The following is a 25,445-nucleotide window of genomic DNA, read 5'->3' on the forward strand; positions in this document are numbered from 1 at the left end:
CCCCCAACCTGCCCGTAATGGTCATCCCTTAGCCGCGCCCGAAGGGGCCCGGCCACCGCCCGGAATCAGCCACGCCCCCGGAGGAGCCCGGCGACGGGATCAGCGCCTCACGCGGGAACGATGTTCACCAGCTTCGGCGCCCGCACGATCACCTTGCGGATGCCCGCGCCGCCCAGCGCCGCCACGACCGCCGGGTCGGCCAGCGCAGCCGCCTCCAGGTCCGCGTCCGAGACGGACGGCGAGACCTCCAGGCGCGCCTTGACCTTGCCCTTGATCTGCACGACGCAGGTCACGGTCTCGTCCACCACGTAGGCCGGGTCGGCGACGGGGAAGTCCTGGTGGACCACCGAGTCGGTGTGGCCCAGCTTGCGCCACAGCTCCTCGGCGATGTGCGGGGCCAGCGGCGCAACCAGCAGCACCAGGCGCTCGGCCACCGAGCGCGCGACCGGGCCGCCCGCCTTGGTCAGGTGGTTGTTCAGCTCCGTCACCTTGGCGATGGCGGTGTTGAAACGCAGATTGGCCAGATCCTGGCCGACGCCGTCGATGGCCTTGTGCAGCGCGCGCAGCGTGTCCTCGTCCGGCTCGGCGTCGACGACGGTGGCCTCGCCGGTCGCCTCGTCCACGACGTTGCGCCACAGCCGCTGCAGCAGGCGGTACTGGCCGACCACGGCGCGGGTGTCCCATGGCCGCGAGACGTCCAGCGGGCCCATCGCCATCTCGTACAGGCGCAGGGTGTCCGCGCCGTACTCCGCGCAGATCTCGTCCGGCGTGACGGCGTTCTTCAGGGACTTGCCCATCTTGCCCAGGACGCGGCTGACCTTCTCGCCCTGGTAGTAGTACGCGCCGTCGCGCTCCTCCACCTCGGCGGCCGGTACGGCGATGCCGCGGCTGTCCCGGTAGACGAACGCCTGGATCATGCCCTGGTTGTACAGCTTGTGGAACGGCTCCGAGGAGGCGATGTGCCCCAGGTCGTGCAGCACCTTGGACCAGAACCGCGCGTACAGCAGGTGCAGGACGGCGTGCTCCTGGCCGCCCACGTACAGGTCGACGCCGCCGTGTGGCTGCCCGTCGCGCGGGCCCATCCAGTACTGCTCGACCTCCGGGTCGACCAGCGCGGAGCGGTTGCCCGGGTCGGTGTAGCGCAGCTCGTACCAGCAGGAACCCGCCCAGTTGGGCATGGTGTTGGTCTCGCGGCGGTACTTCTTCGGGCCGTCGCCCAGGTCCAGCTCGACGTTGACCCAGTCCTCGTTACGGGACAGCGGGGTCTCGGGCTGGGTGTCGGCGTCGTCCGGGTCGAAGGTGCGCGGCGAGTAGTCGTCGACCTCGGGCAGCTCCAGCGGCAGCATCGACTCGGGCAGCGCGTGCGCGACGCCGTCCTCGTCGTAGACGATCGGGAAGGGCTCGCCCCAGTAGCGCTGGCGGCTGAAGAGCCAGTCGCGCAGCCGGAAGTTGACGGTGCCCTCGCCGATGCCGGCGGCCGCCAGCCACTCGGTGATCTTGATCTTGGCGTCCGGGACGGTCAGGCCATCCAGCGCGATGTCGGCGCCCGAGGAGTTGACGATCTTGGCCTCGTACGAGTCGAAGGCGTCCTCCCAGGTGGCCGGGTCCTGGCCACGGTCGTCCGACGGCTCGACCACGCAGCGCATGGGCAGCTCGAAGGCTCGCGCGAAGGCGAAGTCGCGGCTGTCGTGCGCCGGCACCGCCATGATCGCGCCGGTGCCGTAGCCCATCAGCACGTAGTCGGCGATGAAGACCGGGACGCGCTCGCCGCTGACCGGGTTGGTCGCGTACGCGCCGGTGAAGACGCCGGTCTTGTCCTTGGCCTCGGCCTGCCGTTCGACGTCCGACTTGGCCGCGGCCTGCTTGCGGTAGGCGGCGACCGCCTCGGCCGGGGTGCCGTACCCGCCGGTCCAGACGTCGTGGGTGCCCTCGGGCCAGGCGTCCGGGACGATCGAACGGTCGCCGGAGACCAGCTCGTGCTCGGGCGCCAGCACCATGTAGGTGGCGCCGAACAGGGTGTCCTGGCGGGTGGTGAAGACGGTGATCTTCTTGTCGCCGACGGGGAAGTCGACGCGCGCGCCCTCGGAGCGGCCGATCCAGTTGCGCTGCTGCAGCTTGATGGCGTCCGGCCAGTCCAGCCCGTCCAGGTCCTCCAGCAGGCGGTCCGCGTAGGCGGTGATGCGCATGTTCCACTGGCGCAGCTTGGCCTTGAAGACCGGGTAGTTCCCGCGCTCGGACCGGCCCTCGGAGGTGACCTCCTCGTTGGCCAGCACGGTGCCCAGACCGGGGCACCAGTTGACCGGCGCGTCCGAGGCGTACGCCAGGCGGTATTCGCCCAGGATCTCGGCGCGCTCGGCGGCGCTCAGCGCGCTCCAGGGGCGCCCGTCCGGCGTCGCACGCTCTCCGGCCTCGAACTGCGCCACCAGGTCACCGATGGGGCGCGCCTTCTCCACGTCGGCGTCGTACCAGGAGTTGAAGACCTGGGTGAAGATCCACTGGGTCCACTTGTAGTAGGCCGGGTCGATCGTCTCGATCGAGCGGCGCGGGTCGTGGCCCAGGCCCAGCCGGCGCAGCTGGCGCCGCATGTTGACGATGTTGGCCTCGGTGGAGACCCGCGGGTGCGTGCCGGTCTGCACGGCGTACTGCTCGGCGGGCAGGCCGAAGGCGTCGAAGCCCAGGGTGTGCAGCACGTTGTGGCCGGTCATCCGCAGGTGGCGGGCGTATACGTCGGTCGCGATGAAGCCCAGCGGGTGGCCCACGTGCAGTCCCGCACCCGAGGGGTACGGAAACATGTCCATGACGAACTTCTTGGGCTTGGCCACCAGCTCCGGGTCGCCCGCCAGGTCGCCCTTCGGGTTCGGGGCCTCGTACGTCCCCTCCGCCTCCCAGAAGTCCTGCCAGCGCGCCTCGATGTCGGCGGCCAGCGCTGCCGTGTAACGGTGCGGCGCTGCCACCTCGGCAGCCGAAGTCGTCTCGCTCATCGTCCTCAAAGCTCCATCGGTCGTCTCTGCCTGCGGCTACTGCGAAAAGTGCGATCTGTGCGGAAACAAAAAGACCCCTCGCACAGGAGGGGACGCCGCGCCGATGCCGACCGGAAGCTCACCGGTCGGTACTGATCAGCGCGGCCCGCTAAGCAGAAGGCGTACGGCACGCATGGCGCCAGGGTACCGCAGGGGCCGCTGGGCCCGCTGCGAGCCGTCCAACTGTGCGAGGGGCGGCGCCCCGGCGGGCGGGGGCTTCCGGGGGCGGACGGGGACGGGTGGGGGCGGCCGGAAGGCGGTCCGAGCGGGCCTGCGACAGCGCCGACCGGCACGCGTCGAGGCAGCCTCGCACGAGCCCGACGGCCGACGGCAGCGGCAGCGGCAGCGGCAGCGGCAGCCTCGAACAATCCGACAGCCGACGGTGGCCACACCCCCGACCAACCCGACGACCGACAGCATCGGCTCTCGAGCAAGTCCGACGGCCGACCGTAGCAGCGCACCGCCCCGCTCCACGCCGCTTACGGAAAGCCCGCCGCCCCGATGCCGCGCCCCCCTACTTTTCCCCCATGCGCCCCCACCGCAAGAGCCGCGCCGCCCCCGGCCCGCGGCCCCCCGGCTTACCCGGCCTCCCTGTCCGGATCCCTGCCCGCCTCCCTGGTCTGTCCCGCCCGGGCCCCGGCCGGCGCCGCTCCGGCCTACGGGACGGGCCGCGCCACACAGCCCCTACGGGTCCGGCGGCATCCCTTGCCCCGCGCCGCCCCCGCCTGCGCCGCCGTCCCGTACTCGCCGCCGGAGCCGTCGCCGCCCTCACCCTCCTCCTGCTCTCCGGCACCGACCCGCTGCGCGGCTTCCTCGACTTCACGGGCGGCGTGCTGACGCTCGTCTCCCTCACGGCCGCCGTCGTCTGGGGGCTGGTCGCCGCGGGCCGTACGGTCCTGCTGCCCCGCAGCCGGCTGCTCGCCCAGGGCGTCCACCGGGCCCTGGGCACCGCCTCGCTCGGGTTCCTGGCCCTGCACATCGCGGTCAAGGTCGCCGAGGGGCACGCACACGTCCTGAACGCGCTGCTGCCGTTCACCGGGACGCCCGGCGGCGCGTCCACGCTGATCGGCTTCGGGGCGGTGGCCGGCTACCTGATGGTGCTGGCCGCCGCGACCGGCGCGCTCCGCAGCGCCTTCGCCGGCCGCGGCCGTGCCTCGGAACGCTGGCGCGCCCTGCACGCCTGCGCCTACCCGGCCTGGTGCCTGGCGCTCGTACACGGCCTCAAATCCGGGCGCGCCCCCTCGGGCTGGGTCACCACCGGGTACGTACTGTGCCTGGCGGCCGTCGCCGCCGCCCTCCTGGCGCGCGCCTTCCTCCCGCACGTCCTACGGGTCCGGCTGCGCGCCCGTACGGCCGCCACCCCACCCGCCCCACCGCTCCCTCCGTACCCGGAGACCTCGCCCCCCTCCCCGTACCCGGCCCCCGGACCACCCCCTCCGTACCCGGCCCCCGCACCGCCTCCGTACGGACGGCACGCCCTCCACCCCGAACCCGCCCAGCCCGCCTCCCACGGCAGGAGCCGACCGTGACCGGCCCGCTGCCCGACGTCCCGCCCGTCCAGGTCATCGGCCTGCCCCGGCTGACCGCGGGCTTCGACGAGGCCGAGCGCCTCGACCGCCGGGCCCACCTGCTCACCCACGGCTCACCGCCGTCCCTGTCCGCCGGCCGGCTGGCCGAGCTGGCCGGTGCCATCGCGCTGCGCGGCCGTGGCGGAGCGGGCTTTCCCCTCGTACGGAAGCTGGAGGCGGTGGCCCACCACGCGCGACGCTCCGGCACCCGGCCCGCGGTCGTCGTCAACGGCTGCGAGGGCGAGCCCGCCTGCCGCAAGGACACCGTCCTGCTGTGCCGCGCGCCGCACCTCGTCCTGGACGGCGCGCTGCTCGCCGCCGACGCCCTGGGCGCCCGCACGCTGGTGGTCGGGGTGACCAAGGACACGGCCGAGCGATCGGTACGGGACGCGCTGGCCGAACGTGGCCTGAGCGACCGACGCCGCGGGCGGTCGCTGCGCGCCCGGCTCGTCCGCGTACCGGAACGGCTCGTCTCCGGCGAGGCGTCCGCGCTGATCCGGGCCGCGGAGGGCGGACCGGCGCTGCCGCCGGGGCGGCGTGTGCGGGCCGCCGAGTCCGGGCTCGGGGGCGCGCCCACGCTCTTCGCCAACGCCGAGACGTTCGCGCAACTCGCCGTCGCAGCCCGGATGGGCGCCCACCGGTACGCCGCGGCCGGGGCACCCCGCGAGCCCGGCACCCTGCTCCTGACCGTGTCCGGCGCGGTGCCCTCCCCCACCGTCGTCGAGGCGCCGAGCGGGGTGCCGCTTCCGTACGTCCTCCAGATGTGCGCCGCCGACCCGGTCCCCGGCGGCGTCCTGGTGGGCGGCTACCACGGCGCCTGGCTGGACGCCGCGACAGCGTACGCAACGGTGGTCACCCGCGAATCGCTCGCGGCCGGCGGCGGAGCGCTGGGCGCTGGCGCGGTGTTGCCGGTGCCCGCCGGTACTTGCCCGCTCGGCGAGACCCTGCTCGTAGCGCGCTGGCTCGCGGCCGAATCGTCCGGCCAGTGCGGACCCTGCCGCCTGGGCCTGCCTTCCGTGGCCCACGCGCTGGCGGACATCCTGGCGGGCGGCGGCCAGGAGGCACTGGAAGGCGTACGGCATACCGCGCAGACCGTGAGCGGGCGCGGCGCCTGCAGGCACCCCGACGGCGCCGTACGGTTCGTGCTCTCCGCGCTGGACGCCTTCGCGGACGACCTCGCCGCGCACACGCTGGGCAGCGGATGTGGCCGGGAGACCGCCGGTGTGCTCCCCCTCCCCGCACCGGAAACGGCCGACGCGGCCGACGGCACGGGCACAGGGACCGCGGGACCGACAGCTGCCGCGGGGCGGCTGGCGGTGGACTGGACCCTGTGCGAGGGGCACGGCCTGTGCGCGCGGCTCCTCCCGGAAGCCGTGAACCTCGACCCGGACGGCTACCCGCTGATCACGGACACCGCCCTCCCGGCCCGCCTCCACCAACGCGCCCAGCGCGCGGTCAGCCGCTGCCCCGCCCTCGCCCTACGCCTGGAGAAGCCGTGACGGCGGCCCCACCCGGCAGCCACCACACCCGCCCCCTCGGCAATCCGGCCATAACCATGCCGACATCGGCCGGGGAGGGTGCCGGGACCGCCGAGAAGACGCCGGCGGCCAGCAGCAGTGCGCCGTCGCCCCGGCGGCGCACGCCGGGCAAGACGTGCTGGACCGCAACCACGACGCCCGGCACATGCCGTTCCAACTGTGCCGAGAAGCCCGCGACCGAGGTCTGCGCGGCGTGCGTGATCGCCCCGGTCGGGGTTCGGGCCGTTCGGCCAACTCCGTAACCGCACCCTGCCCTTCGGAAGAAGCTGCATCGCGCCCTCACCAGCATCTCCCGGCAGACGCTCACGCTGACGCCGCGACAGCTGAAGCGCGACGCCCTCGTGCCCCGTACTGTCCGTGCCCGCGTCCCGCCCCGCGCGGACTACACGTTGACGGAGCTCGACGCGCCACTGCCGGCTTCCGCCGTCGCGTTCGGGAAATGGGCAACCCCCCACCGGAAGGAGATCGCCGACAACCGGCGCCGCTACGAAGCGCGCGGCCCGTCCGTCACGGAAGCAGCCCTGACGCCGGCGGGGCCCAGGGACCGACTCCAACGCCGCCCGGCGCCGGAGACCCGGGAAGCGAAGATCTGGGGAGCGAGTTCCGGGACAACGAAAGATCCCGTCCGATCAATCAGATCGGACGGGATCCTGTGAACCTCTGTGAGTCACCTCACCGTCGGCCCTTCTGTGGAGCTAAGGAGAATTGAACTCCTGACCTCCTGCATGCCATGCAGGCGCTCTACCAACTGAGCTATAGCCCCTTGCTGTGGTCCGCCGCGGTTCTTTTCCTTGCGGCTCCCCGCTGCGGCATCGCCTACATTACACGGCTCTCCCCGCCTTCTGCCAAATCGGTTGTCCGAGGCCCCCTGGGGAGGGCTCGATGTACTGTCGGCGGGCCGTGTCCGATTCGTCCTGGGGAGCTGTACGCCGTGTCCGCGCTGGAGCTGGAACAGTCCGCTGCACCCGGCGGTCCCGCCCCGCTGAGGAGCTTCGTCCGCCGCCGTCCGCTGCTGGTGGCGGCGGTCGGCTGTGTGCTGTCCTTCGTCGCCTTCTGGGTCGCGCAGCGGCTGGCGCACGTGACGATGGTCGATCTGATGGTCTACCGCGCCGAGGGCTGGACGGCCCGCAACGGCGAGGACCTGTACGACATGGTCGCGACCTCCGCGAACCTGCCCAACACCTATCCGCCCTTCGCGGCGCTGCTGTTCACCCCGCTGACGCTGGTCGGCGTGCCGGAGATGCGTACGCTCGCCACCCTCGGCAACCTCCTGCTGCTGGTCGCCGTCGCGCATCTGGGGCTGCGGCTCGCCGGGCGGCCGAAGCGGGTGCCGCCGCTCGCCGCGGCGCTCGGAGTGGCCGCGCTGCTGGTCTGGTGCGAGCCGGTGTGGACGACGCTGCGCTACGGGCAGATCAACCTGCTGCTCGCCGTGCTGGTCCTGTGGGACCTGACCCGTAAGGACACCAACCGGTGGGCCGGTGTCGGCATCGGGCTGGCGGCCGGCATCAAGCTCACCCCGGCCCTCTTCGCCGTCTTCCTCGCGCTGGCCGGGCTCGTACGGGCCTGGCAGCGGCTGCGGGCGGGCGCGGGACCGCGGGGCGCGTGGAACCCCTGGCTGCGGCAGGCCGCCGTGGCCTGCCTCACCTTCCTGGGCACCGCGCTGCTGTCCGCGTTCGTCCTGCCGCACGATTCCCGGCGGTTCTGGACGGAGATCATTTTTGCCGCCGACCGGGTCGGCGAGGTGGAGATCACCGCCAACCAGTCGCTGCGCGGCGCGCTGGCCCGGCTGCTGCACACCCACGACCCGGGTCTGTGGTGGCTGGTGGCCGCGGCCGTCGTGGCCGTCTTCGGGCTGGCCGTGGCGGTCGGCGCACTGCTGCGCGGCCGCCGGGCCTGGGCGGGCGTCGCCTGTGCCGTGACCGCGCTGCTGGTCAGCCCGATCTCCTGGTCGCACCACTGGGTGTGGGGCGTACCGATGCTGATCCTGCTCGGCTCGGAGGCGATCGGCCACGGCGGCTTCGGCAGCCGGGCCGGCCGGCGCTGGTGGGCGGGGACGCTCGCGATGGGCCTCCTCTTCTGTTCGTTCGCGCTGTGGTTCGTGCCGCACCGCTACCACCACCATGAGGAACTGCACCAGAACGGCGGCCAGATGCTGCTGTCCGGGATCTATCCGATCGCCGGGCTGGTCTTCCTGGCCCTGACCGCCGTACTGGTGCGGCGGGATGGTGCGGGTGGGGGCGGTGCGCTGCCGGACGCGGGGCCCGGTACGGCTGCGTCCGACAGCGGCCGGGGGACGGTCACGCCGGGGCGCTGAGCCGGGGCGCAACCGGGCGCTGAGCCACCGTCGGGGCACAACCGGGCGCTGAGCCGCCGCCGAGGCGCTGAAGCCGCCGCCCGGCTGCACACCCGCTGCACGCCGGCCGAGCACCCGCTGCGCCACGGTCGCCCGGCGCGCCCGGCCCGTACCGCCCTGCCTCAGCGTGTGCCGTGGTCGTGTCCGCCCGGCTGGTGGTGGTGGAACTTCAGCACCTCGCGCGGCATGACGACGAACGGCCGCATCATCCCCATGTCCTCGTGCTCCAGCAGGTGGCAGTGGTACATGAACCGCCCCTTCGCTCCCTGGAAGCGGGCGAGTACGTTCACCATCTGGCCCGGCGGGACCTGTATGACGTCCTTCCAGCCCTGATCGCCCGGGGATGTCGGGGCCGTACCGCCGTATTGGAGCGGGGCGCGGGTGCCGCCGATCTCGTTGTCGTACGGACTGTCCGGGTCCGCCGGGTAGCGGTCCCGGCTCAGGACCTGGAAGTCGACGAGGTGGATGTGCATCGGGTGGATGCCGGCGCCGCCCAGATTCAAAAAGCTCCACTGCTCCCAGTCGCCGTGCCGGACCGTGTGGCCCAGCGTGTCGTCGAACATCCGGGCCGTACGGCGGTAGGTGCGGTCCTTCCCGTCCGCGCCGCGTATCTGGATGATCCCTTCGGTGGGCTCCTGCACGGGCGGGGTGGGGATCTCGCGCATCTCCCACATCTCCGGGTGGAAGTTGCCGACCGGCCCGGGCGGGGTGAGGACGACGAGCCGGTGCTCGTGCCCGGGCGCCGTGCCGTGGGTGAGCCGTTCGAAGGACGGGGAGATGACCTGCGGGAGCACGAACGGGTCGCGCACCTGTGTGGCGCCCACCCGGAACTGCATCACGTCCGGATACATGACCCCGGCCGCGGCGTTGACGAGCCGGAGCGTACGGCCGCGCAGCCGCCCGAAGTCGATGAGCAGGTCCATCCGCTCGGCGGACGCCATCGGCAGCGGGCCGTCCACCGGGACCGGCCGCGGCAGCAGGCCGCCGTCCGAGCCGATCTGCCACACCGCGCCCGTCACCGGCGCGCCGGTCGCATCGTCCACCAGCCGCAGCTGGAAGGTGCGGCTGTTGGCCGCGTTCAGCACGCGGAAGCGGTACCAGCAGGCCGCGACGTCGGCACGGGGCCAGATGACCCCGTTGACGAGGGTGTACGGGCCGGTGAAGGGCAGGGAGACGTTCTTGCCCTGCTTGTCCTGGGCCACGATCTGCGTCTTGTGCAGCAGACGGCCCGTCAGGCGGCCGTCCTCGTCGGTGTCGAGGTTGCGGTCCTGGATGACGAGCGGTATCTCCCGGTTGCCGGAGGGCAGTTGCAGCATGTCCTCCTCGTCGTCGCGGACCAGGTACATTCCGGCGAGGCCCGCGAAGACGTTCCACCGGGTGATGTCCATGGCGTGGTCGTGGTACCACCAGCACGTCGCGCGGTGGTCGTTGGGATACTCCGCGAGCTGGGTGTCGCCGGGCGAGACGGCGTTCTCCGACCAGCCGTCGTTGCCGCCGCCGGTGACCGCGCCGTGCAGGTGGGTGACCGTCCAGGGCGGGAGATCGGCGACGCCCTCCACGAGGGTGCTGTTCACCCGGCCCGGTTCGTCGGTGGGTAAGGGCGCGCCCGGTAAGGGCTTCGCCTCGGCGGCGGTGACCGGGTAGGCGCCGGTGAGGCGGTTGTTCCAGTTGACGCGCAGCCGCCGGCCGCGGCGCACCTCGATGGTCGGGCCCGGGTAATGGCCCTCGTACGCCCACACCTTCGTCGGCGGGAGTTCGGAGTGCAGCCGGACCCAGGTGGTGGTCTGGTCGATGCCGATGCCGCGCAGGGCCTCCTTGCGGCTGGGCCGCAGGACGGGCGGGATGCGCAGCTCGTCGACGAAGGGCGTCAGTCCGGCGGCGGCTGCCCGCTTGTGCGGCGCACCGGACGGCCGGTCCGCCGACGCCTCCCGGACAGGCTGGATGGTCATGTCGCTCACGATGCGACCCCCGTATCGCTTCCCCCGTGCCGCCGGCCGTCTCCGGCGGCAGCTTTCACGCGGACAACGCCCCGCCCTTCGCACGGAGTTCCGCCTTCAACGGGAAATTTCGCACTGATGCTCGCAACACCGGCTCATCCGGTAGGTACGCCGTCATCCTTGGCCAAAGCTGGGGGCCCGTCAGGAACCGTCACACGACCCACTGCTGGGCGCCGCCGGACGCCCCGCCGGCCACCGCTGCCGTACGCGCCACCGGACGCCCCGCCGCGCCCCTCAGGCGGTCGCGAAGGAATAGAAACGCTTCAGCGTGCAGTGCTCGTCGAGCAGACGCCCGTAGATCGGCTCCCCGTCGAGTTCGCGGTACGTCTCGATCGGGTCGCCTTTTATGACCAGGGCCCGCGCGCACTCCTCGCACCAGTACTGGTAGTCGGGGTTGACCGGCTCCATGTCCCGGACGATCGGCGTCCCGCTGCCGCACCAGTCGCATTTCCTGCTGTGAGCGCCCATCAGTCAGCTCCAGCTGTGGCCGCAGGCCGTACACACGAACGAGATGCCGCCGTTGTCGCCCAGCACCTGCGCCACGTGGGCCGAACCGCAGGACGGGCACTGGAGTACGGCGCCGTACGTACCGTCGGCAGGGCGGGCGGAGCGGCCGGGGAAGTCGGCACGGGGCAGGGAAGCGTCCTCGGGCGGCAGGCCGGCGCTCCGCGCGGGAGCGGCCGCGTCGAGCAGGTCGTCGACCTCCTCCATGATGCTCGTGGGCATCGCGTTCTCTCCTCCCCTGCCGGCGCCGTCCGAATTCTGCCACGGACCGCCGACCGGGTCAGTCCCGCCGCCGTACCCGTTGTGCCAGCACACCGCCGTACGACGACCGGAGCGCCGGGGGCGCCGGGCTCGAACGCGGACCGGCCGCGCGCTCCCGCACCGCGGGCTTCCGGCGAGGTCTACCCCGGTACGCGCCGGTTCGTGCGCCCGCCGGTGCACGAAATGATCCCGCCTCCCAGAGTGGGAGACGGGATCATCCGAGGTGTGGAGCTAAGGAGAATTGAACTCCTGACCTCCTGCATGCCATGCAGGCGCTCTACCAACTGAGCTATAGCCCCGGGTCTTGTTCCGCTCCTCCGGGGTTTTCCCCGGCGGCGCCGCGAACAAGAAGAACTCTAGCCTGCGACCAGCCCAAATGTGAAATCCGGTCGCTCCGGGCCTCCGGAGTGACGGTCCACCGGGCCGCAGGGTCCGGCCGCGGGGCCGCTCAGTCGTCGTCGCCGAGCACCGGCTCCGGCAGGGTGCCGGCGTTGTGCTCCATCAGGCGCCAGCCGCGGGCGCCCTCCCCCAGCACGGACCAGCAGCAGTTCGACAGGCCGCCCAGCCCCTCCCAGTGGTGGGACTCCAGGCCCAGCAGCCGCCCGATGGTCGTACGGATCGTGCCGCCGTGGCTGACGACCACCAGGGTGCCGCCGTCCGGCAGCTTGTCGGCGTTGCGCTCCACGACGGGGGCCGCACGGTCGGCGACCTCGGTCTCCAGTTCGCCGCCGCCGCGCCGTACGGGCTCGCCGCGCTTCCACGCCGCGTACTGCTCGCCGTACTGCGCCACGATCTCCTCGTGGGTCAGGCCCTGCCAGGCGCCCGCGTACGTCTCGCGCAGCCCCTCGTCGTACGTGATCTCCAGGCCGGTGACGGCCGCCAGCTCACGGGCCGTGGTCATGGCCCGGCTGAGGTCGGAGGCGATGATCGCGTCCGGTTCCAGGGCCGCGAGCAGCCGGGCGGCGCGCCGCGCCTGCGCCACGCCTTCCTCGGTCAGCCCGATGTCCGTGGAGCCCTGGAAGCGGCGCTCCAGGTTCCACGCCGTCTGGCCGTGCCGCCACAGGACTATCCGGCGGCCACGGCCGCCCTTGGTGCCGTTCAGCTCAGGTCTCCGTCCTGCTCGGCGGCGGTGGCCTCGGCGTGCGCGGCGGCCTTGCCGCGGGTGGCCTCGGCCTCCTCGGGGAGGTCCAGCTCGGGGCAGTCCTTCCAGAGGCGTTCGAGGGCGTAGAAGACGCGCTCTTCGCTGTGCTGGACGTGGACGACGATGTCCACGTAGTCGAGCAGGACCCAGCGGGCCTCGCGGTCGCCCTCGCGGCGCACCGGCTTGGCGCCCAGGTCCTTGTTCAGCCGCTCCTCGATCTCGTCGACGATCGACTTGACCTGGCGGTCGTTGGGGGCCGAGGCCAGCAGGAACGCGTCGGTGATCGAGAGCACGTCGCTGACGTCGTACGCGATGATGTCGTGCGCGAGCTTGTCGGCGGCCGCCAGCGAGGCGGCCTTGATCAGCTCGATGGAGCGGTCGGTGGCGGTCACAATCCAGCTTTCGGGATCGGTGGTCAGAGCCCGTGTCGTGACTCCGGTCGGATCAGCGCATGTCGTCTGGTGCGTGCGATCGCAAGGCGACATGCGCCCGACCGGCGTCATGACACAGGCTCTCTGGTACCCACCAAGGGTCTCACGGACCGCCGACACTCCCACCAGGCTTTACGGACAGTCCCGGGCGGCCGTCCCGTACACCGCCCGGGGGCGGTACGGGCCCCGCGGCCCCGTACCGCCCCCGGCGGTCCTCAGCCCTTGTAGTCCTGCCCCAGCACCACGCCCACGTCGGCGTTCGAGGCGACCTTGCCCTGCTTGACCGCGCCCGCCGGCAGCCCCAGCGTCTTGGCGGCCTCCTCGGCCTTCGCCTTCTGGGCGGCGTCCGCGTACGTCACCTCGGAGGCGGGCCTGGCCGCGGCGGTGCCGCCGTCGACGAACGAGTAACCGCCGTTGACCAGCGAGATCCGCGCCTTGTCGGTCGCTTCCTTCTTGCCGGTGGCGTTCTGGACGCTGATCCGCGGGGTCGAGCTGGGGTCGGCCTTCTCGACCGTGCCGCCGAGCACCTCCTTGACCACGCCGTCCGCCGCCTGCCGGCTGAGCGTGCCGTCCTGCTGCACCGGCAGCAGGGTCGTCCCGTAGGCGCCCGCCTTCGCCAGCTCGGCGCGCTGCGCGAGCGAGCTGCCCAGTTCCGCCTCGGTGAGCGGCGGGTCCAGGACCTGGAGCAGCGATTTCACGGTGGCCGTGGCGCCGTCCGCGTCGCTGGAGACCTTCTTCAGGGTGGCCTGCATCACCTGGCCGAAGCGCTCCAGCTGCTTGGTCTGCGGTTCGCCGGCCGCCTGGTAGGTGGCGTACGCCACGGCCGCCTGGCCGTTCAGCTCCTGGGCCTTGCCCTGCTTGACGAGCGGTCCGTCGCCCTTCTTGGCGCCGGGGACGGTGGCGTCGGTGTCCAGGGTGATGCCGCCGGTGGTCTCGACCAGGTTCTCCAGGTACGGGGTGTCCAGCCGCCAGCTGGCCTTGATGTCGGCGCCGAAGAGGGTGTTCAGGGCTTCCCTGGTGGGGTCGATGCCCTGGTCCTTGACCGACTTGGCCAGCGTCGTGGACCCGCCGTCCTCGGTGGAGACCACCAGGCTGTTGGGGAGCAGGACGGTGGTGCCCTTGTGGGCGCTCTCGTTGTCCACCAGGAGCGCGGTGGAGCTGTTGCCCTTGGGGTCCTTCAGGTGCACGACGAGCACGTCGCGCTTCTCGCCGGCGCCCCCGGCCTCCTTGCCCGCCTCGGCACCCGAGAGGCCGGGCAGCTTGCCCGCCCACCACAGGTAGCCGAAGCCGCCGAGGAGCAGCAGGACCAGCAGCACGATCAGCATGACCTTGCGGCTGCGGCCGCGCCGCTTGGCCTCCTCACGCCGCTCGGTACGGCTCTCGGTGAACTTGAGCCAGTCGATGACGTCCTCGGAGTCCTCGGTCGGCTCCTCGATGAACGAGAACTGCTCGGTGCGGTAGTCCGTGTCCGCGGCGCTCCCGGAGCCCGGTGCGGCGCCCTGGCCCGGCATCCGATCCGTGGGGCCCGGCGCCCCGGCGCGCGGGGTCCGCGCGGCGGTCTCCTGGGCGGGCTGCCCGTACGGCTGCTGCTCCGGCTCCTGGTAGGAGACCTGCTCGTACGAGGGCTGTGCCGACTGCTGCGGGATCCAGCCCTGCTGCTGGGTCTGCTGCGGCACAACGTGCTGCTGGGGCTGGTGAGGTTGCTGGGGCTGCCCGTACGGGTCGTACTGCTGAGGGTGCTGCGTCTGCTGGGGATACTGCGCCTGCTGAGCCGCCTGCTGATGGCCGTACGGGTCGTAGCCGTACCCCTGGTGCCCCGCGTCGGCCTGCACCGCTCCCTGCCCCGGGACCTGCGGCCCGGCGCCCGCCTGCCCGCCGTACTGCTGCCCGCCCTGCTGCTGCGATCCGTACGGGTCGTACGGATCGGGCTGGGCCGGTGCGCCGTACGGGTCGTAGCCCACCGGCTGCCCGTACTGGTCGTACGCGGCCTGCTGCGGCGCCTCCCGGTACACCGGCTGCCCGTAGGCGTCGTAGGTGTACCCCGGCTGCCCCTGCTGGTCCTGGGCATACGGGTCCTGCGGCACGTACGGGTCGTGTCGGTCGTTCACCGGTGCCCCTTTCCGTGAGCCCCGTGGGCGGTCGTCGTCGGCGGCCGTCGGCAACAGATGTCAACGGCCGTCGTGGCCGGTCAGGTCCTCGCGGTACAGCTCGCGCTTGTCGATGTAGCGCACGACACCGTCCGGCACCAGGTACCAGACCGGGTCCCCCTGGGCGACGCGCGCCCGGCAGTCGGTCGAGGAGATGGCCAGGGCCGGCACCTCGACCAGGGACACCGCCCCTTCGGGCAGCCCGGGGTCGGCGAGCAGGTGCCCGGGCCTGGTCACCCCGATGAAGTGGGCGAGCGAGAACAGCTCCGGCGCGTCGTGCCAGGTCAGGATCTGGCCGAGCGCGTCGGCGCCGGTGATGAAGAAGAGGTCCGCGTCACGGTGCAGGTCGTGCAGTTCCCGCAGCGTGTCGATGGTGTACGTCTTGCCGCCGCGGTCGATGTCGATCCGGCTGACGGAGAACTGCGGATTGGACGCGGTCGCGATGACCGTCATCAGATAGCGGTCCTCGGCCGGCGACACCGTCTTGTGGCTCTTCTGCCACGGCTGCCCCGTCGGGACGAATATGACCTCGTCGAGGTGGAACTGGCTGGCCACCTCGCTGGCGGCGACCAGGTGTCCGTGATGGATCGGGTCGAACGTCCCGCCCATCACTCCGAGCCGCCGCTTCACGGGCCCTGTCTGCTCTCCCATGCGTGCAGACCCTACTGGGCGCTGCGCGGTGCCGGGGTCCCGGTGCCCGCCCTCAGCGGTCCCGGTTGAAACGGGTGGTGATCCAGAGCAGCAGGAGCAGGGCGATCAGCGCGCCGCCGCCCGTGACGAACGGGTTCAGGCTCTCGTGCGCGCCGCCCTCCTGACCGCCTTCGGCGAGGGTGACCAGGTGCTGTGCGGTGGTGTGCAGGCTCATCGTCGGCAGAACCAATCCGGGGTGGGGTCGGACAGAGACTTCCGCCACATCGTATGCGCGAGCTCACCCGCGTCTCACGCCGACTCCGCCGGGAGGGCGTTCGTACGCCCGTCCGCGGGGCCGCCGCGGGCCCGTGGGCGGGCGGTCGGACCGGGCAGGGGCGGGGTCAGCCCCGGTCGTCGTCGCTGTTGTCCTTCCCGTAATTGCGCAGCAGGACCCATGCGAGGAGCACGGCCCCGAGGATGCCGACGATCAGGACGGTGCGCAGGATCCATCCCGGGCCGTCGTTCTTCGAGGTCTCCGCCGCGGCGGCGAGCAGCACGCTCGGGTTCGGCATGACTGAAGCGCTCCCTTTGTACGGGCATGTGGGCATCTGCGGGCCCTGGTGCGCTCGCCAGCGTACGCCTGGGCATCCAAATGGCTGTCAGTGGCGTCCTCTAGTCTGAATCACACGCAGTCGAACAGGGGGAGGCCCCAATGACGGAGAGCCCAGGCGGCAGCGAGCGCGTACCGAGCCGGGACCGCAGGCGGTTCCCGGGGATCTCGTCCCGCGCCTACGAGCACCCGGCAGACCGTTCCGCGCTCGTGGCCCTGCGCAAGCTGAGCGGGTTCGACACCGTCTTCAAGACGCTCAGCGGCCTGTTGCCGGAGCGCAGCCTGCGGCTGCTGTTCCTGTCGGACTCGGTGCGGGTCGGCGACCAGCAGTTCGCGCACCTCAACGACATGCTGCGGGACGCCTGTTACATCCTGGACCTGGAGAAGGTCCCGCCGATGTACGTGAACCAGGACCCGGTGCCGAACGCCATGTGCATCGGCCTGGACGAGCCCATCATCGTGCTGACCACGGGCCTGGTCGAGCTGCTCGACGAGGAGGAGATGCGCGCGGTCATCGGCCACGAGGTCGGCCACGCGCTGTCCGGCCACGCGGTGTACCGCACGATCCTGCTGTTCCTGACGAACCTCGCGCTGAAGATCGCCTGGATCCCGCTGGGCAACGTCGCGATCATGGCGATCGTGACGGCGCTACGCGAGTGGTTCCGCAAGTCGGAGCTGTCGGCGGACCGGGCCGGTCTGCTGGTCGGGCAGGACCTGCAGGCGTCCATGCGCGGCCTGATGAAGCTGGCCGGCGGCAACCACCTGCACGAGATGAACGTGGACGCGTTCCTGAAGCAGGCCGAGGAGTACGAGGCAGGCGGCGACCTGCGCGACTCCGTGCTGAAGGTGCTCAACATGCTGCCGCGCAGCCACCCGTTCACCACCGTGCGGGCGGCCGAGCTGAAGAAGTGGGCGGCCAGCCGCGACTACCAGCGCATCATGGACGGCCACTACCCGCGCAGGGACGAGGACAAGGACACCTCGGTCTCCGACTCCTTCCGCGAGTCCGCCGCGCATTACGCCGAGTCGGTGCGCACCAGCAAGGACCCGCTGATGGGCCTGGTGCGCGACATAGCCGGCGGCGCCGGTGACCTGGGCGGCAAGCTGCGGGACACGGTCTTCCGCGGCGGCTCCCGGCCGGGCGGCTCCGGCGGCACGGGCGGCTCCGGCGGTGCGAACGGCTCGGACGGTACGAACGGCTCGGACGGCGCTAACGGGCCGGACGGTCCGGGCCCGGCCGGTAAGTAGCCGCCAGCTTCCCGCACAGCCCGGTGTTCGAACGGCCGCGGGCGTACGGGTCGGTGGCCGCCGGCCCGGCGTCCCGGGCCCGCTCCCCCGCGAGCAGCGGACGCAGCGTGCCCGACACGTCGGCGGAGCAGGACATCGGACCCGCCTGGAGGTTGCTCTGCAGCACCTCCAGGCGGTGGTCGCCCAGGTCGTCGCGGCTGATCCGGAAGCGCAGTTCACGGCGGACGGTGAACAGCGAGGCAGCGGCGGCCTGTTGACCCGCCGCGGCCTCGGCGCCGGCCGGACGTAGCGCATAGGCGAAGGTGAAGTCGGCGCTGACCTCCAGTGTGTCCGCGCTGACCTCGGTGGCCGAAAGCGTGCCGCTGACCCGTACGCCGGGGTCGGCCAGCTCCACCTGGTCCGGGTCGAAGCGGGTCAGCCAGCCGGTGGCCGCGTGCCGCCCGTCGTCGGCCGGGTGGGCCAGACTCCGGTCGAACTGGTCGAGTTGGCCGGGATCGAGCAGCAACCCCACCGGCCGTACGGACCCGCCCGTCAGGGTGGCGGGGTCGATCGAGGAGCGCACGATGTAGTCCTTGGCCAGCGTCAGGGCGGAGACGATCTGGCCGTCGGAGAAGTGCGCGGTCCGCTCGACGGCGGGCAGGTTCACGCCCGCCGCGCCGATGCGGTACTGCGCCGCGGGGCTGCGCGCGAAGAGGTCGGCCGGTTTCCCGCCCGGCACGGCGCCGTCCGGCGCCAGCGGCACGACCATGGACCGCAGCGGCTCCGCCGCCATCGGTTCGGGAGGCCGGTAGGGGTGGCGGACGCCCATGTAGATCGCGGTGCCGAAGGCGATGACGATCAGCAGGGCGAGGAGTACGGCCTGCCGGGCGCCGCCGAGCCGCGCCCAGGCGTGCCGGGTGCGTACGGCCCGGGCGTGGTCCTCCATGCGCTCCCTCGCCGAGTACTCCTGAAGGCGTGCAGCTCGTACGAACGACTCGTCGAAGACGACGGATCGGTATTCGTCCTCTCCGCCTCCCGCGGCGCCCTCGGGGGTCCCTTCGGGAGGGTCACCAGCACCGGCCATACCACAAGGGTAGGTCTGTGGAGGCGCCGATAAACGCCCTGGTACGGGACAAGTTCGGCGGGTTCTTCCGGAGCTGTGCCTCCCGCTTGCGGCGGCCGGACCCGCTCAGCGGGCCCGTGCGGCACCCCCGGGAGCGGTCAGCCCGTACGCGGGGTGGCCGGCGCGGGCGGCGGCGTCGACTCGGCCGAGGCGGACGCCGACGGCAGGAGGCTGGAGCGGACGGGCGGCACGCCGTCCACGCCGCTGGTCGCGGGAGGGGGCGTCGGATTCTGCGTACGCCCGCCGGACGCGCCGCGGTAGACCGCGGAGAAGGCCAGCGCGACCAGGCCGATGCCCATGAGGACGGCGAGCACCCAGGCCACCGGGCGGTGCCAGCGGACACTGCCGCGGTACGGGCGCAGCGCGCCGCCGTACGGCCCGTACGGTCCGTGGGGGCCGTACGCGTCCGGGTCGGCGCCCCGCTCGCGGGCGTCGTCGCCGCCGCGGCCGTAGCGGCGGCCCGTGGTGCGGGGCCGCCCGCCCGGAGTGTCGTCGGCGTCCGGGTCGGTGCCGACGCCCGGGCGGGCGCGGGCGGCGTCGGCCTCGGCGCGCGCCTGGGCGGCGGCCAGCATCCGTTCCACCGCGGTGGGTTCGTGAAAGCGCGCGGACCGCACGAAGTCCTCGTCGAGGACCACGGAGGCGAAGTCCTCGTCCGCTTCCCCGTGGCTCGGCTGACTGTGCTCGTCGGGCTCCTCGCCGTCCGGGAACGGCTTGCCCCCCACGTCGTCCGGCACCCGTCCAGACTAGCCCGGGCCGGTCGGCCGTGGGCGGGGAGCACGGGAATTCGGCCGCGGACCGGCGCGCTCACGCGCCCGAACCGTCAGCGTGCGACGTGCTACCCGCCCGTACCGTCACCGCCTGATGCGGTCCCCGCCCCTGCCGTCAGCGCGTGTGGCCGTCGCCGGTGACGATGTACTTCGTCGAGGTCAGCTCCGGCAGCCCCATCGGGCCGCGGGCGTGCAGCTTCTGCGTCGAGATGCCGATCTCGGCGCCGAACCCGAACTGGCTGCCGTCGGTGAAGCGGGTGGACGCGTTGACCGCGACCGTCGTGGAGTCCACGAGCTGGGTGAAGCGGCGGGCCGCGGCCTGTGAGGTGGTGACGATCGCCTCGGTGTGGCCGGAGGACCAGCGGCGGATGTGCGCGACCGCCGCGTCCAGGTCCTGCACGACGGCCGCCGCGATGTCGTACGAGAGGTACTCCGCCGCCCAGTCCTCGTCCGTGGCAGGCGCCACCAGGCCGGGACCGGCCTGCTGCCACGCCGTGTCACCGTGCACGATCACACCGGCCCCGGTGAGCGCCTCCAGGGCCCGCGGCAGGAACGTATCGGCGATGCCCGCGTGCACCAGGACCGTCTCGGCGGCGTTGCAGACGCTGGGCCGCTGCGCCTTGGAGTTGATCAGGATGTCCAGCGCCATGTCGATGTCGGCGTGCTCGTCCACGTACACGTGGCAGTTGCCGGTGCCGGTCTCGATCACCGGGACCGTGGACTCCTCGACGACCGTACGGATCAGCGAGGCGCCGCCGCGCGGGATCAGCACGTCGACCAGGCCGCGCGCCCGCATCAGCTCGCGCACCGAATCGCGGCTCTCCCCCGGCACCAGCTGGACGACGTCTGCGGGCAGCCCGACGCTCGCCACCGCTTCCCGCAGTACCTCCACCAGCATGCTGTTCGAGGCGTACGCGGAGGAGGAGCCGCGCAGCAGCACCGCGTTGCCCGCCTTCAGGCACAGCGCGGCGGCGTCCACGGTCACGTTCGGCCGCGCCTCGTAGATGATCCCGACGACGCCCAGCGGGACGCGGACCTGCCGCAGGTCGAGGCCGTTGGGCAGGGTCGAGCCGCGCAGCACCTCGCCCACCGGGTCCGGCAGGGCCACCACGTCGCGGACGTCGGCGGCCATCGCCGTGACCCGCTCGGGCGTGAGGGTGAGCCGGTCCACCAGGGACTCGCCGGTGCCCGCGGCGCGGGCCTTGGCGACGTCCCCGGCATTGGCGCCGACGATCTCTTCGGTACGGGCCACCAGGGCGTCGGCGATGGCGAGCAGCGCGCCGTCGCGCGCGGTGCGCGGCTGCGGTGCCAGGACGGCCGCCGCCTCCTTGGCGCGCCGGGCGGTCTCGATGACGGGTGAGGAGTGCGCTGATTCGCTGGTCATGGCTCAAAGCGTAGCCGGGCGGCGGAGCACGGCCCGGCCGCGTCTTGCCTGGCGGGACGCGGCCGAGCCGGTCCGGTGGCCGGTACCGGGATCGGCACAGGTGTCAGTACGGGTGCACGCCCAGCCGGGAAGCGGGCGGCGGCCCGTACCCCTCGGCGACGCGCTGGTGGTACGTCTCCCGGTCGATGACCTCCAGGCCCACGATCTCCCACGGCGGCAGCCCGGCCGAGGAGCGGTGCTCGCCCCACAGCCGCAGCGCGACGGCCGCCGCGTCGTGCAGGTCGCGGGCCTCTTCCCAGTAGCGGATCTCGGCGTGGTCGTTGGCGTAGCGGCTGGTCAGCAGAAAGGGGTGGTCGTGGGCGAGCTGTTCGAGTGCCCGCCGGACCTCCTGGACGGGGGCCTCGGCCCCCGAGACGCTGAGGGTTACGTGCCACAGCCGGGACGCCTCGCGCCGCCCCGCCGCCGGCCGCTCGGACGTCGCCCGGCCCGGCCCGTCGCGGTCCCCGGACGCGGAACCGCCGGCCGTTCCGGCCGTTCCCACGCTGGTCAGTGTGCGCTCCGCCGTCCCTCGGGGCAGCGCCCCTGAGCGCCCTCGTCTCACCGGCGGCCTCCTGTTATGCGTATCGCTCCGCTCGTAGGTACGGGGGCGGAGCCGATCGGTGCTGTCGTCCTTCACCGGCACCGGACCGCCGCCGGATGCGCCACCGCGTGCGGACCGCTCGGGTCACCGCGGATCGCGCTGCTCCGGGGCCCGGTCGCGGGCGGTTCCTCGGCAGTGGTCCGGCACTGCTGTCTCGCGGCGCGCGCTCGCGCGCGGCGGACGGCACTCCCCTGACGCCGTCCCCGCAACAAAGTTGACCAGCCCGCGGGCCGCCGCGGGGGCATTTTCGAGAAGGTCTCCGTGGAAAGGCTGGTCTTTGGACCTTTCCTGCCACTTGTTTCCCTGTCGTGACGACCGTCAGTGGCGCAGTACGACCAGATCGTCACGGTGCACGACCTCACGTTCGTACGCGGGCCCCAGCTCACGGGCGAGATCGCGGGTGGAGCGGCCGATCAGCCGTGGGATCTCCCGCGCGTCGAAGTTGACCAGGCCGCGGGCGACGGCGCGGCCCGCGGTGTCCCGCAGTTCGACCGGGTCGCCCGCGCTGAACTCCCCCTCGACGGCGGCGATGCCGGCCGGCAGCAGCGAGGAGTGCCGTTCGACCACGGCCTCGACGGCGCCGTCGTCGAGCACCAGCGCGCCGCGCGGGGTGGAGGCGTGCGCGAGCCACAGCAGCCGGTCGGCGGAGCGGCGTCCGGTGCGCAGGAAGTGGGTGCCGGTGGGGCCGCCGGCCAGGGCGTCGGCGGCGTGCACGGCGGAGGTCAGGACGACCGGGATGCCGGCCGCGGCGGCGATCCGGGCCGCCTCGACCTTGGTGACCATGCCGCCGGTGCCGACGCCGGCCCGGCCCGCGCTGCCGATCGAGACGCCCTCCAGGTCGGCCGGGCCGCGTACCTCGGCTATCCGGGAGGTGCCGGGGGTGCTCGGGTCGCCGTCGTAGAGCCCGTCCACATCCGAGAGCAGCACGAGCAGGTCGGCCCGGACGAGGTGGGCGACCAGGGCGGCCAGCCGGTCGTTGTCGCCGAAGCGGATCTCGTCGGTGGCGACGGTGTCGTTCTCGTTGACGATCGGTACGGCGCCCATGGCCAGCAGCTGGTCCAGGGTCCGGAAGGCGTTGCGGTAGTGGGCGCGGCGGCTGGTGTCGTCCGAGGTCAGCAGGACCTGGCCGACGCGGCGGCCGTAGCGCGCGAAGGAGGCGGTGTAGCGGGCGACCAGCAGGCCCTGGCCGACACTGGCGGCGGCCTGCTGCCGGGCCAGGTCGCGGGGCCGCCTGTCCAGGCCCAGCGGCGCCAGGCCGGCCGCGATGGCACCGGAGGAGACCAGCACGATCTCCTTGTCCTGGTGCTTGGCCAGCACGTCCACCAGCGCGTCCACCCGGTCCGCGTCCAGGCCGCCGCTCGCCGTGGTCAGCGAGGACGAACCGACCTTGACCACGATCCTGCGGGCGTCCGTCACGTCCTGCCTTGCGCCTGCCACTGCCTACCCCTGTGCTCGCCTGTGCACCGCCGCGTACGGGACGGTCCCGTCTGCGGGAGGTTCCCGTACGGGTGTTTCCGTACCACCGCAATCTACGGCAGGGGGACCGGCGAGCGCCCGTCGGATTCCCACGGCCCGCCTCGCCGGCCGCTGTGGGAATCTCCCTTGAGGCGGCACGGCACGGCGTACGGCACGGGAAAGGCCCCCGTGGCACCGGGGGCCTTTCTCACCTGCGTACGTCCGCGGGACCGGGCGTCAGCACGGGCATCAGAACGGACGGAAGTCCTGGAACTCGCCCTCCGCCTCGTCCCGCGCCGCCTCGCGGTCGCGGCGGCGCTGCGCGGCCGGCCGCGGCGCCTCCATGCGGTGGTCCTCGCCGCGGCGGCCGAGCATCTCGGCGCCCGCCGCCATCATCGGCTCCCAGTCGAAGACGACCGCGTTGTCCTCGGGGCCGATCGCGATGCCGTCGCCGGCGTGCGCGCCGACCTTGCGCAGCTCGTCCTCGACGCCGAGGCGGTTGAGGCGGTCGGCGAGGTAGCCGACGGCCTCGTCGTTGTTGAAGTCGGTCTGGCGCACCCAGCGCTCCGGCTTCTCGCCGCGGACGCGGAAGAAGCCCTCGCCCTCCGGCGTGACCGTGAAGCCCGCGTCGTCGACGGCCTTCGGGCGGATGACGATACGGGTGGCTTCCTGTACGGGCTTGGCGGCGCGGGCCTCGGCGACGATGCCGGCCAGCGCGTACGACAGCTCCTTGAGGCCGGTGCGCGCGACGGCCGAGACCTCGAAGACGCGGTAGCCGCGCTCCTCCAGGTCGGGGCGGATCATGTCGGCGAGGTCCTGACCGTCCGGGATGTCGATCTTGTTGAGGACGACGACCCGCGGCCGGTCGTCCAGGCCGCCGTACTGCGCCAGCTCGGCCTCGATGATGTCGAGGTCGGAGACCGGGTCGCGGTCGGACTCCAGGGTCGCGGTGTCCAGGACGTGTACGAGCACCTCGCAGCGCTCGACGTGCCGCAGGAACTCCAGGCCCAGGCCCTTGCCCTGGCTGGCGCCGGGGATGAGCCCCGGCACGTCCGCGATGGTGTAGACGGTCGAGCCGGCCGTCACCACGCCGAGGTTGGGCACCAGGGTGGTGAACGGGTAGTCCGCGATCTTCGGCTTGGCGGCCGAGAGCACCGAGATGAGCGAGGACTTGCCGGCGCTCGGGTAACCGACCAGCGCGACGTCCGCGACGGTCTTGAGCTCCAGCACGATGTCGCGGGCCTCGCCGGGCTCGCCGAGCAGCGCGAAGCCGGGGGCCTTGCGGCGGGCGGAGGCCAGCGCGGCGTTGCCGAGGCCGCCGCGGCCGCCCTGCCCGGCGATGAAGGTGGTGCCCTGGCCGACCATGTCGGCGAGCACGTTGCCCGCGCGGTCCAGGACGACGGTGCCGTCCGGGACGGGCAGGACCAGGTCCTGGCCGTTCTTGCCGGCGCGGTGGTCGCCGGCGCCCGGCTGGCCGTTGGTGGCCTTGCGGTGCGGGTGGTGGTGGTAGTCCAGGAGCGTGGTGACGTCCTGGTCGACGACCAGGATCACGTCGCCGCCGCGGCCGCCGTTGCCGCCGTCCGGGCCGCCGAGCGGCTTGAACTTCTCGCGCATCACGGAGGCCACGCCGTGGCCTCCGTTACCCGCGGCGACATGCAGCTCGACGCGGTCCACGAAGGTGGTCATGGTGGGGATGCCTCCAGATACGACGGAATTGTCTCTGTACTAACACGCCAAGGGCGGACCGGCCTTCCCGCGTACTGCGGGGAGAGGCGGTCCGCCCTCGGAGTGGTGCTGCTGAGCTATCGCCCGGTGCCGAAGTGGTGGGTCACTCGGCGATCGGGACGATGTTCACGACCTTGCGGCCACGGTGGGTGCCGAACTGCACCGCACCGGAGGCCAGGGCGAACAGGGTGTCGTCGCCGCCGCGGCCGACGCCCGTGCCCGGGTGGAAGTGGGTGCCGCGCTGGCGGACCAGGATCTCACCGGCGAGGACGGCCTGACCGCCGAAGCGCTTCACACCGAGCCGCTGAGCGTTGGAATCGCGACCGTTCCGAGTGGACGATGCGCCCTTCTTGTGTGCCATGTCTCCTCAGTCCCTTACTTCGCCGGCGAGTCGATGCCGGTGATCTTGATCGCCGTGTACTGCTGGCGGTGACCGATCCGCTTGCGGTAGCCGGTCTTGTTCTTGTACTTCAGGATGTCGATCTTGGCGCCCTTGTGGTGGTCCACAATCTCCGCCTGGACCTTCACCCCGGCCAGCACCCACGGGTCGCTGGTAACCGACTCGCCGTCGACGACGAGCAGCGTCGAGAGCTCGACCGCGTCGCCAACCTTGCCGGCAGAAATCTTGTCAACCTCGACGATGTCGCCCACAGCAACCTTGTGCTGGCGACCACCGCTACGCACGATTGCGTACACGCGGATCTCACTCTCTCGCTAGATACGGGACCACTGATGCCAGCCGCCCACACGGGTTCGAGACGATCCCGTGAAATCCGAATGGACGAGCGGCCTCCCCCGGCGGACCGGGAGGTGTTTGCTCAGGGGTTTGGCGTGCTACAGACGCCGACGGTCAAGGTTACGGAACCTCGACCGGGGGGTCAAACCGGCCCCGGGCCACGTACGGCCCGGGGGCGCGGTCCGGCC

The 25,445-nt window shown here is 72.5% G+C and carries 23 protein-coding genes and 2 tRNA genes; 5 read left to right on the forward strand and 20 right to left on the reverse strand.

The genetic code is table 11. The annotated features are described in order from the left end of the window. Positions 1-107: 107 nt before the first annotated feature. Positions 108-2,981: a leucine--tRNA ligase gene (leuS, locus tag ACZ4Z1_RS18060; RefSeq protein WP_468487568.1), complete on the reverse strand. Its 2,874-nt coding sequence runs from the start codon at positions 2,979-2,981 to the stop codon at positions 108-110. Between the two features lie 566 nt (positions 2,982-3,547). Between leuS and ACZ4Z1_RS18065 the strand changes: the two genes are divergently transcribed. The 3 genes from ACZ4Z1_RS18065 to ACZ4Z1_RS18075 all read left to right on the forward strand — a co-directional run bounded on the left by ACZ4Z1_RS18065 (position 3,548) and on the right by ACZ4Z1_RS18075 (position 6,782). Further along, positions 3,548-4,549, forward strand: coding sequence for a hypothetical protein (locus ACZ4Z1_RS18065; RefSeq protein ID WP_468487569.1), 1,002 nt, complete (start codon positions 3,548-3,550; stop codon positions 4,547-4,549). Beyond that, a complete protein-coding gene (locus ACZ4Z1_RS18070; RefSeq protein ID WP_468487570.1) occupies positions 4,546-6,087 on the forward strand; it encodes an NADH-ubiquinone oxidoreductase-F iron-sulfur binding region domain-containing protein in 1,542 nt (513 codons plus the stop codon). The genes ACZ4Z1_RS18065 and ACZ4Z1_RS18070 overlap by 4 nt, the downstream gene beginning before the upstream one ends. A 305-nt stretch (positions 6,088-6,392) precedes the next feature. After that, complete coding sequence (locus tag ACZ4Z1_RS18075; protein ID WP_468487623.1) at positions 6,393-6,782, forward strand: winged helix-turn-helix transcriptional regulator; 390 nt, start codon at positions 6,393-6,395, stop codon at positions 6,780-6,782. A gap of 34 nt (positions 6,783-6,816) precedes the next feature. Here the strand turns inward: ACZ4Z1_RS18075 and ACZ4Z1_RS18080 are convergent. Continuing rightward, positions 6,817-6,889: transfer RNA gene (locus tag ACZ4Z1_RS18080), tRNA-Ala, on the reverse strand. A gap of 168 nt (positions 6,890-7,057) precedes the next feature. On the opposite strand from ACZ4Z1_RS18080, the gene ACZ4Z1_RS18085 reads away from it, so the two are divergent. Continuing rightward, positions 7,058-8,440: a glycosyltransferase 87 family protein gene (locus tag ACZ4Z1_RS18085; RefSeq protein WP_468487571.1), complete on the forward strand. Its 1,383-nt coding sequence runs from the start codon at positions 7,058-7,060 to the stop codon at positions 8,438-8,440. A gap of 161 nt (positions 8,441-8,601) precedes the next feature. On the opposite strand, the gene phsA is transcribed toward ACZ4Z1_RS18085, so the two are convergent. From phsA to ACZ4Z1_RS18135, 10 genes are all read right to left on the reverse strand, one after another. Further along, positions 8,602-10,428: an O-aminophenol oxidase PhsA gene (phsA, locus tag ACZ4Z1_RS18090; protein ID WP_468487572.1), complete on the reverse strand. Its 1,827-nt coding sequence runs from the start codon at positions 10,426-10,428 to the stop codon at positions 8,602-8,604. A gap of 282 nt (positions 10,429-10,710) precedes the next feature. Next, positions 10,711-10,944 carry a hypothetical protein gene (locus tag ACZ4Z1_RS18095; RefSeq protein WP_073761452.1) on the reverse strand — a complete coding sequence of 78 codons (234 nt, stop codon included), beginning with the start codon at positions 10,942-10,944 and terminating at the stop codon, positions 10,711-10,713. 3 nt (positions 10,945-10,947) lie between these two features. Then, the gene (locus ACZ4Z1_RS18100; protein ID WP_468487626.1) at positions 10,948-11,202 is read right to left on the reverse strand and encodes a hypothetical protein; all 255 of its coding nucleotides are present in this window, start codon (positions 11,200-11,202) and stop codon (positions 10,948-10,950) included. Between the two features lie 265 nt (positions 11,203-11,467). After that, a tRNA-Ala gene (locus ACZ4Z1_RS18105) sits at positions 11,468-11,540 on the reverse strand. Positions 11,541-11,689: 149 nt separating this feature from the next. After that, positions 11,690-12,343, reverse strand: coding sequence for a histidine phosphatase family protein (locus ACZ4Z1_RS18110; RefSeq protein ID WP_468487624.1), 654 nt, complete (start codon positions 12,341-12,343; stop codon positions 11,690-11,692). Next, entirely contained in the window at positions 12,340-12,774 is a 435-nt protein-coding gene (gene rsfS / locus ACZ4Z1_RS18115) for a ribosome silencing factor (protein ID WP_468487573.1), read from the reverse strand. The genes ACZ4Z1_RS18110 and rsfS overlap by 4 nt, the downstream gene beginning before the upstream one ends. A gap of 254 nt (positions 12,775-13,028) precedes the next feature. Beyond that, a complete protein-coding gene (locus ACZ4Z1_RS18120) occupies positions 13,029-14,921 on the reverse strand; it encodes an LCP family protein (RefSeq protein ID WP_468487574.1) in 1,893 nt (630 codons plus the stop codon). Positions 14,922-14,981: 60 nt separating this feature from the next. Then, positions 14,982-15,611, reverse strand: a complete 630-nt coding sequence (gene nadD, locus ACZ4Z1_RS18125; protein ID WP_468487575.1) for a nicotinate-nucleotide adenylyltransferase — start codon at positions 15,609-15,611, stop codon at positions 14,982-14,984. A 52-nt stretch (positions 15,612-15,663) separates the two neighbouring features. After that, positions 15,664-15,825: a hypothetical protein gene (locus ACZ4Z1_RS18130; RefSeq protein ID WP_031001894.1), complete on the reverse strand. Its 162-nt coding sequence runs from the start codon at positions 15,823-15,825 to the stop codon at positions 15,664-15,666. A 166-nt stretch (positions 15,826-15,991) separates the two neighbouring features. Then, positions 15,992-16,162 carry a hypothetical protein gene (locus tag ACZ4Z1_RS18135; RefSeq protein WP_468487576.1) on the reverse strand — a complete coding sequence of 57 codons (171 nt, stop codon included), beginning with the start codon at positions 16,160-16,162 and terminating at the stop codon, positions 15,992-15,994. 140 nt (positions 16,163-16,302) lie between these two features. On the opposite strand from ACZ4Z1_RS18135, the gene ACZ4Z1_RS18140 reads away from it, so the two are divergent. After that, positions 16,303-17,448, forward strand: a complete 1,146-nt coding sequence (locus tag ACZ4Z1_RS18140) for a M48 family metallopeptidase (protein ID WP_468487577.1) — start codon at positions 16,303-16,305, stop codon at positions 17,446-17,448. Here ACZ4Z1_RS18140 and ACZ4Z1_RS18145 read toward each other — a convergent pair. The 8 genes from ACZ4Z1_RS18145 to rplU all read right to left on the reverse strand — a co-directional run bounded on the left by ACZ4Z1_RS18145 (position 17,411) and on the right by rplU (position 25,217). After that, positions 17,411-18,511: an SCO2583 family membrane protein gene (locus tag ACZ4Z1_RS18145; protein WP_468487578.1), complete on the reverse strand. Its 1,101-nt coding sequence runs from the start codon at positions 18,509-18,511 to the stop codon at positions 17,411-17,413. The genes ACZ4Z1_RS18140 and ACZ4Z1_RS18145 overlap by 38 nt on opposite strands. A 137-nt stretch (positions 18,512-18,648) precedes the next feature. Further along, on the reverse strand, positions 18,649-19,284 hold the full coding sequence (locus ACZ4Z1_RS18150) for an SCO2584 family spore wall biosynthesis protein (protein ID WP_468487579.1): 636 nt from the start codon (positions 19,282-19,284) through the stop codon (positions 18,649-18,651). Between the two features lie 148 nt (positions 19,285-19,432). Next, positions 19,433-20,701: a glutamate-5-semialdehyde dehydrogenase gene (locus ACZ4Z1_RS18155; RefSeq protein ID WP_468487580.1), complete on the reverse strand. Its 1,269-nt coding sequence runs from the start codon at positions 20,699-20,701 to the stop codon at positions 19,433-19,435. A gap of 103 nt (positions 20,702-20,804) precedes the next feature. Further along, complete coding sequence (locus tag ACZ4Z1_RS18160) at positions 20,805-21,302, reverse strand: hypothetical protein (RefSeq protein WP_468487581.1); 498 nt, start codon at positions 21,300-21,302, stop codon at positions 20,805-20,807. 357 nt (positions 21,303-21,659) lie between these two features. Beyond that, on the reverse strand, positions 21,660-22,778 hold the full coding sequence (gene proB / locus ACZ4Z1_RS18165) for a glutamate 5-kinase (protein WP_468487582.1): 1,119 nt from the start codon (positions 22,776-22,778) through the stop codon (positions 21,660-21,662). 267 nt (positions 22,779-23,045) lie between these two features. Continuing rightward, on the reverse strand, positions 23,046-24,482 hold the full coding sequence (gene obgE / locus ACZ4Z1_RS18170) for a GTPase ObgE (RefSeq protein WP_468487583.1): 1,437 nt from the start codon (positions 24,480-24,482) through the stop codon (positions 23,046-23,048). A 142-nt stretch (positions 24,483-24,624) separates the two neighbouring features. Beyond that, positions 24,625-24,882: a 50S ribosomal protein L27 gene (gene rpmA / locus ACZ4Z1_RS18175; protein WP_003986728.1), complete on the reverse strand. Its 258-nt coding sequence runs from the start codon at positions 24,880-24,882 to the stop codon at positions 24,625-24,627. A 14-nt stretch (positions 24,883-24,896) separates the two neighbouring features. Next, the gene (rplU, locus tag ACZ4Z1_RS18180) at positions 24,897-25,217 is read right to left on the reverse strand and encodes a 50S ribosomal protein L21 (RefSeq protein ID WP_031001886.1); all 321 of its coding nucleotides are present in this window, start codon (positions 25,215-25,217) and stop codon (positions 24,897-24,899) included. Positions 25,218-25,445: the final 228 nt, after the last annotated feature.

The sequence above is a fragment of the Streptomyces sp. NPDC030165 genome, assembly GCF_055573595.1.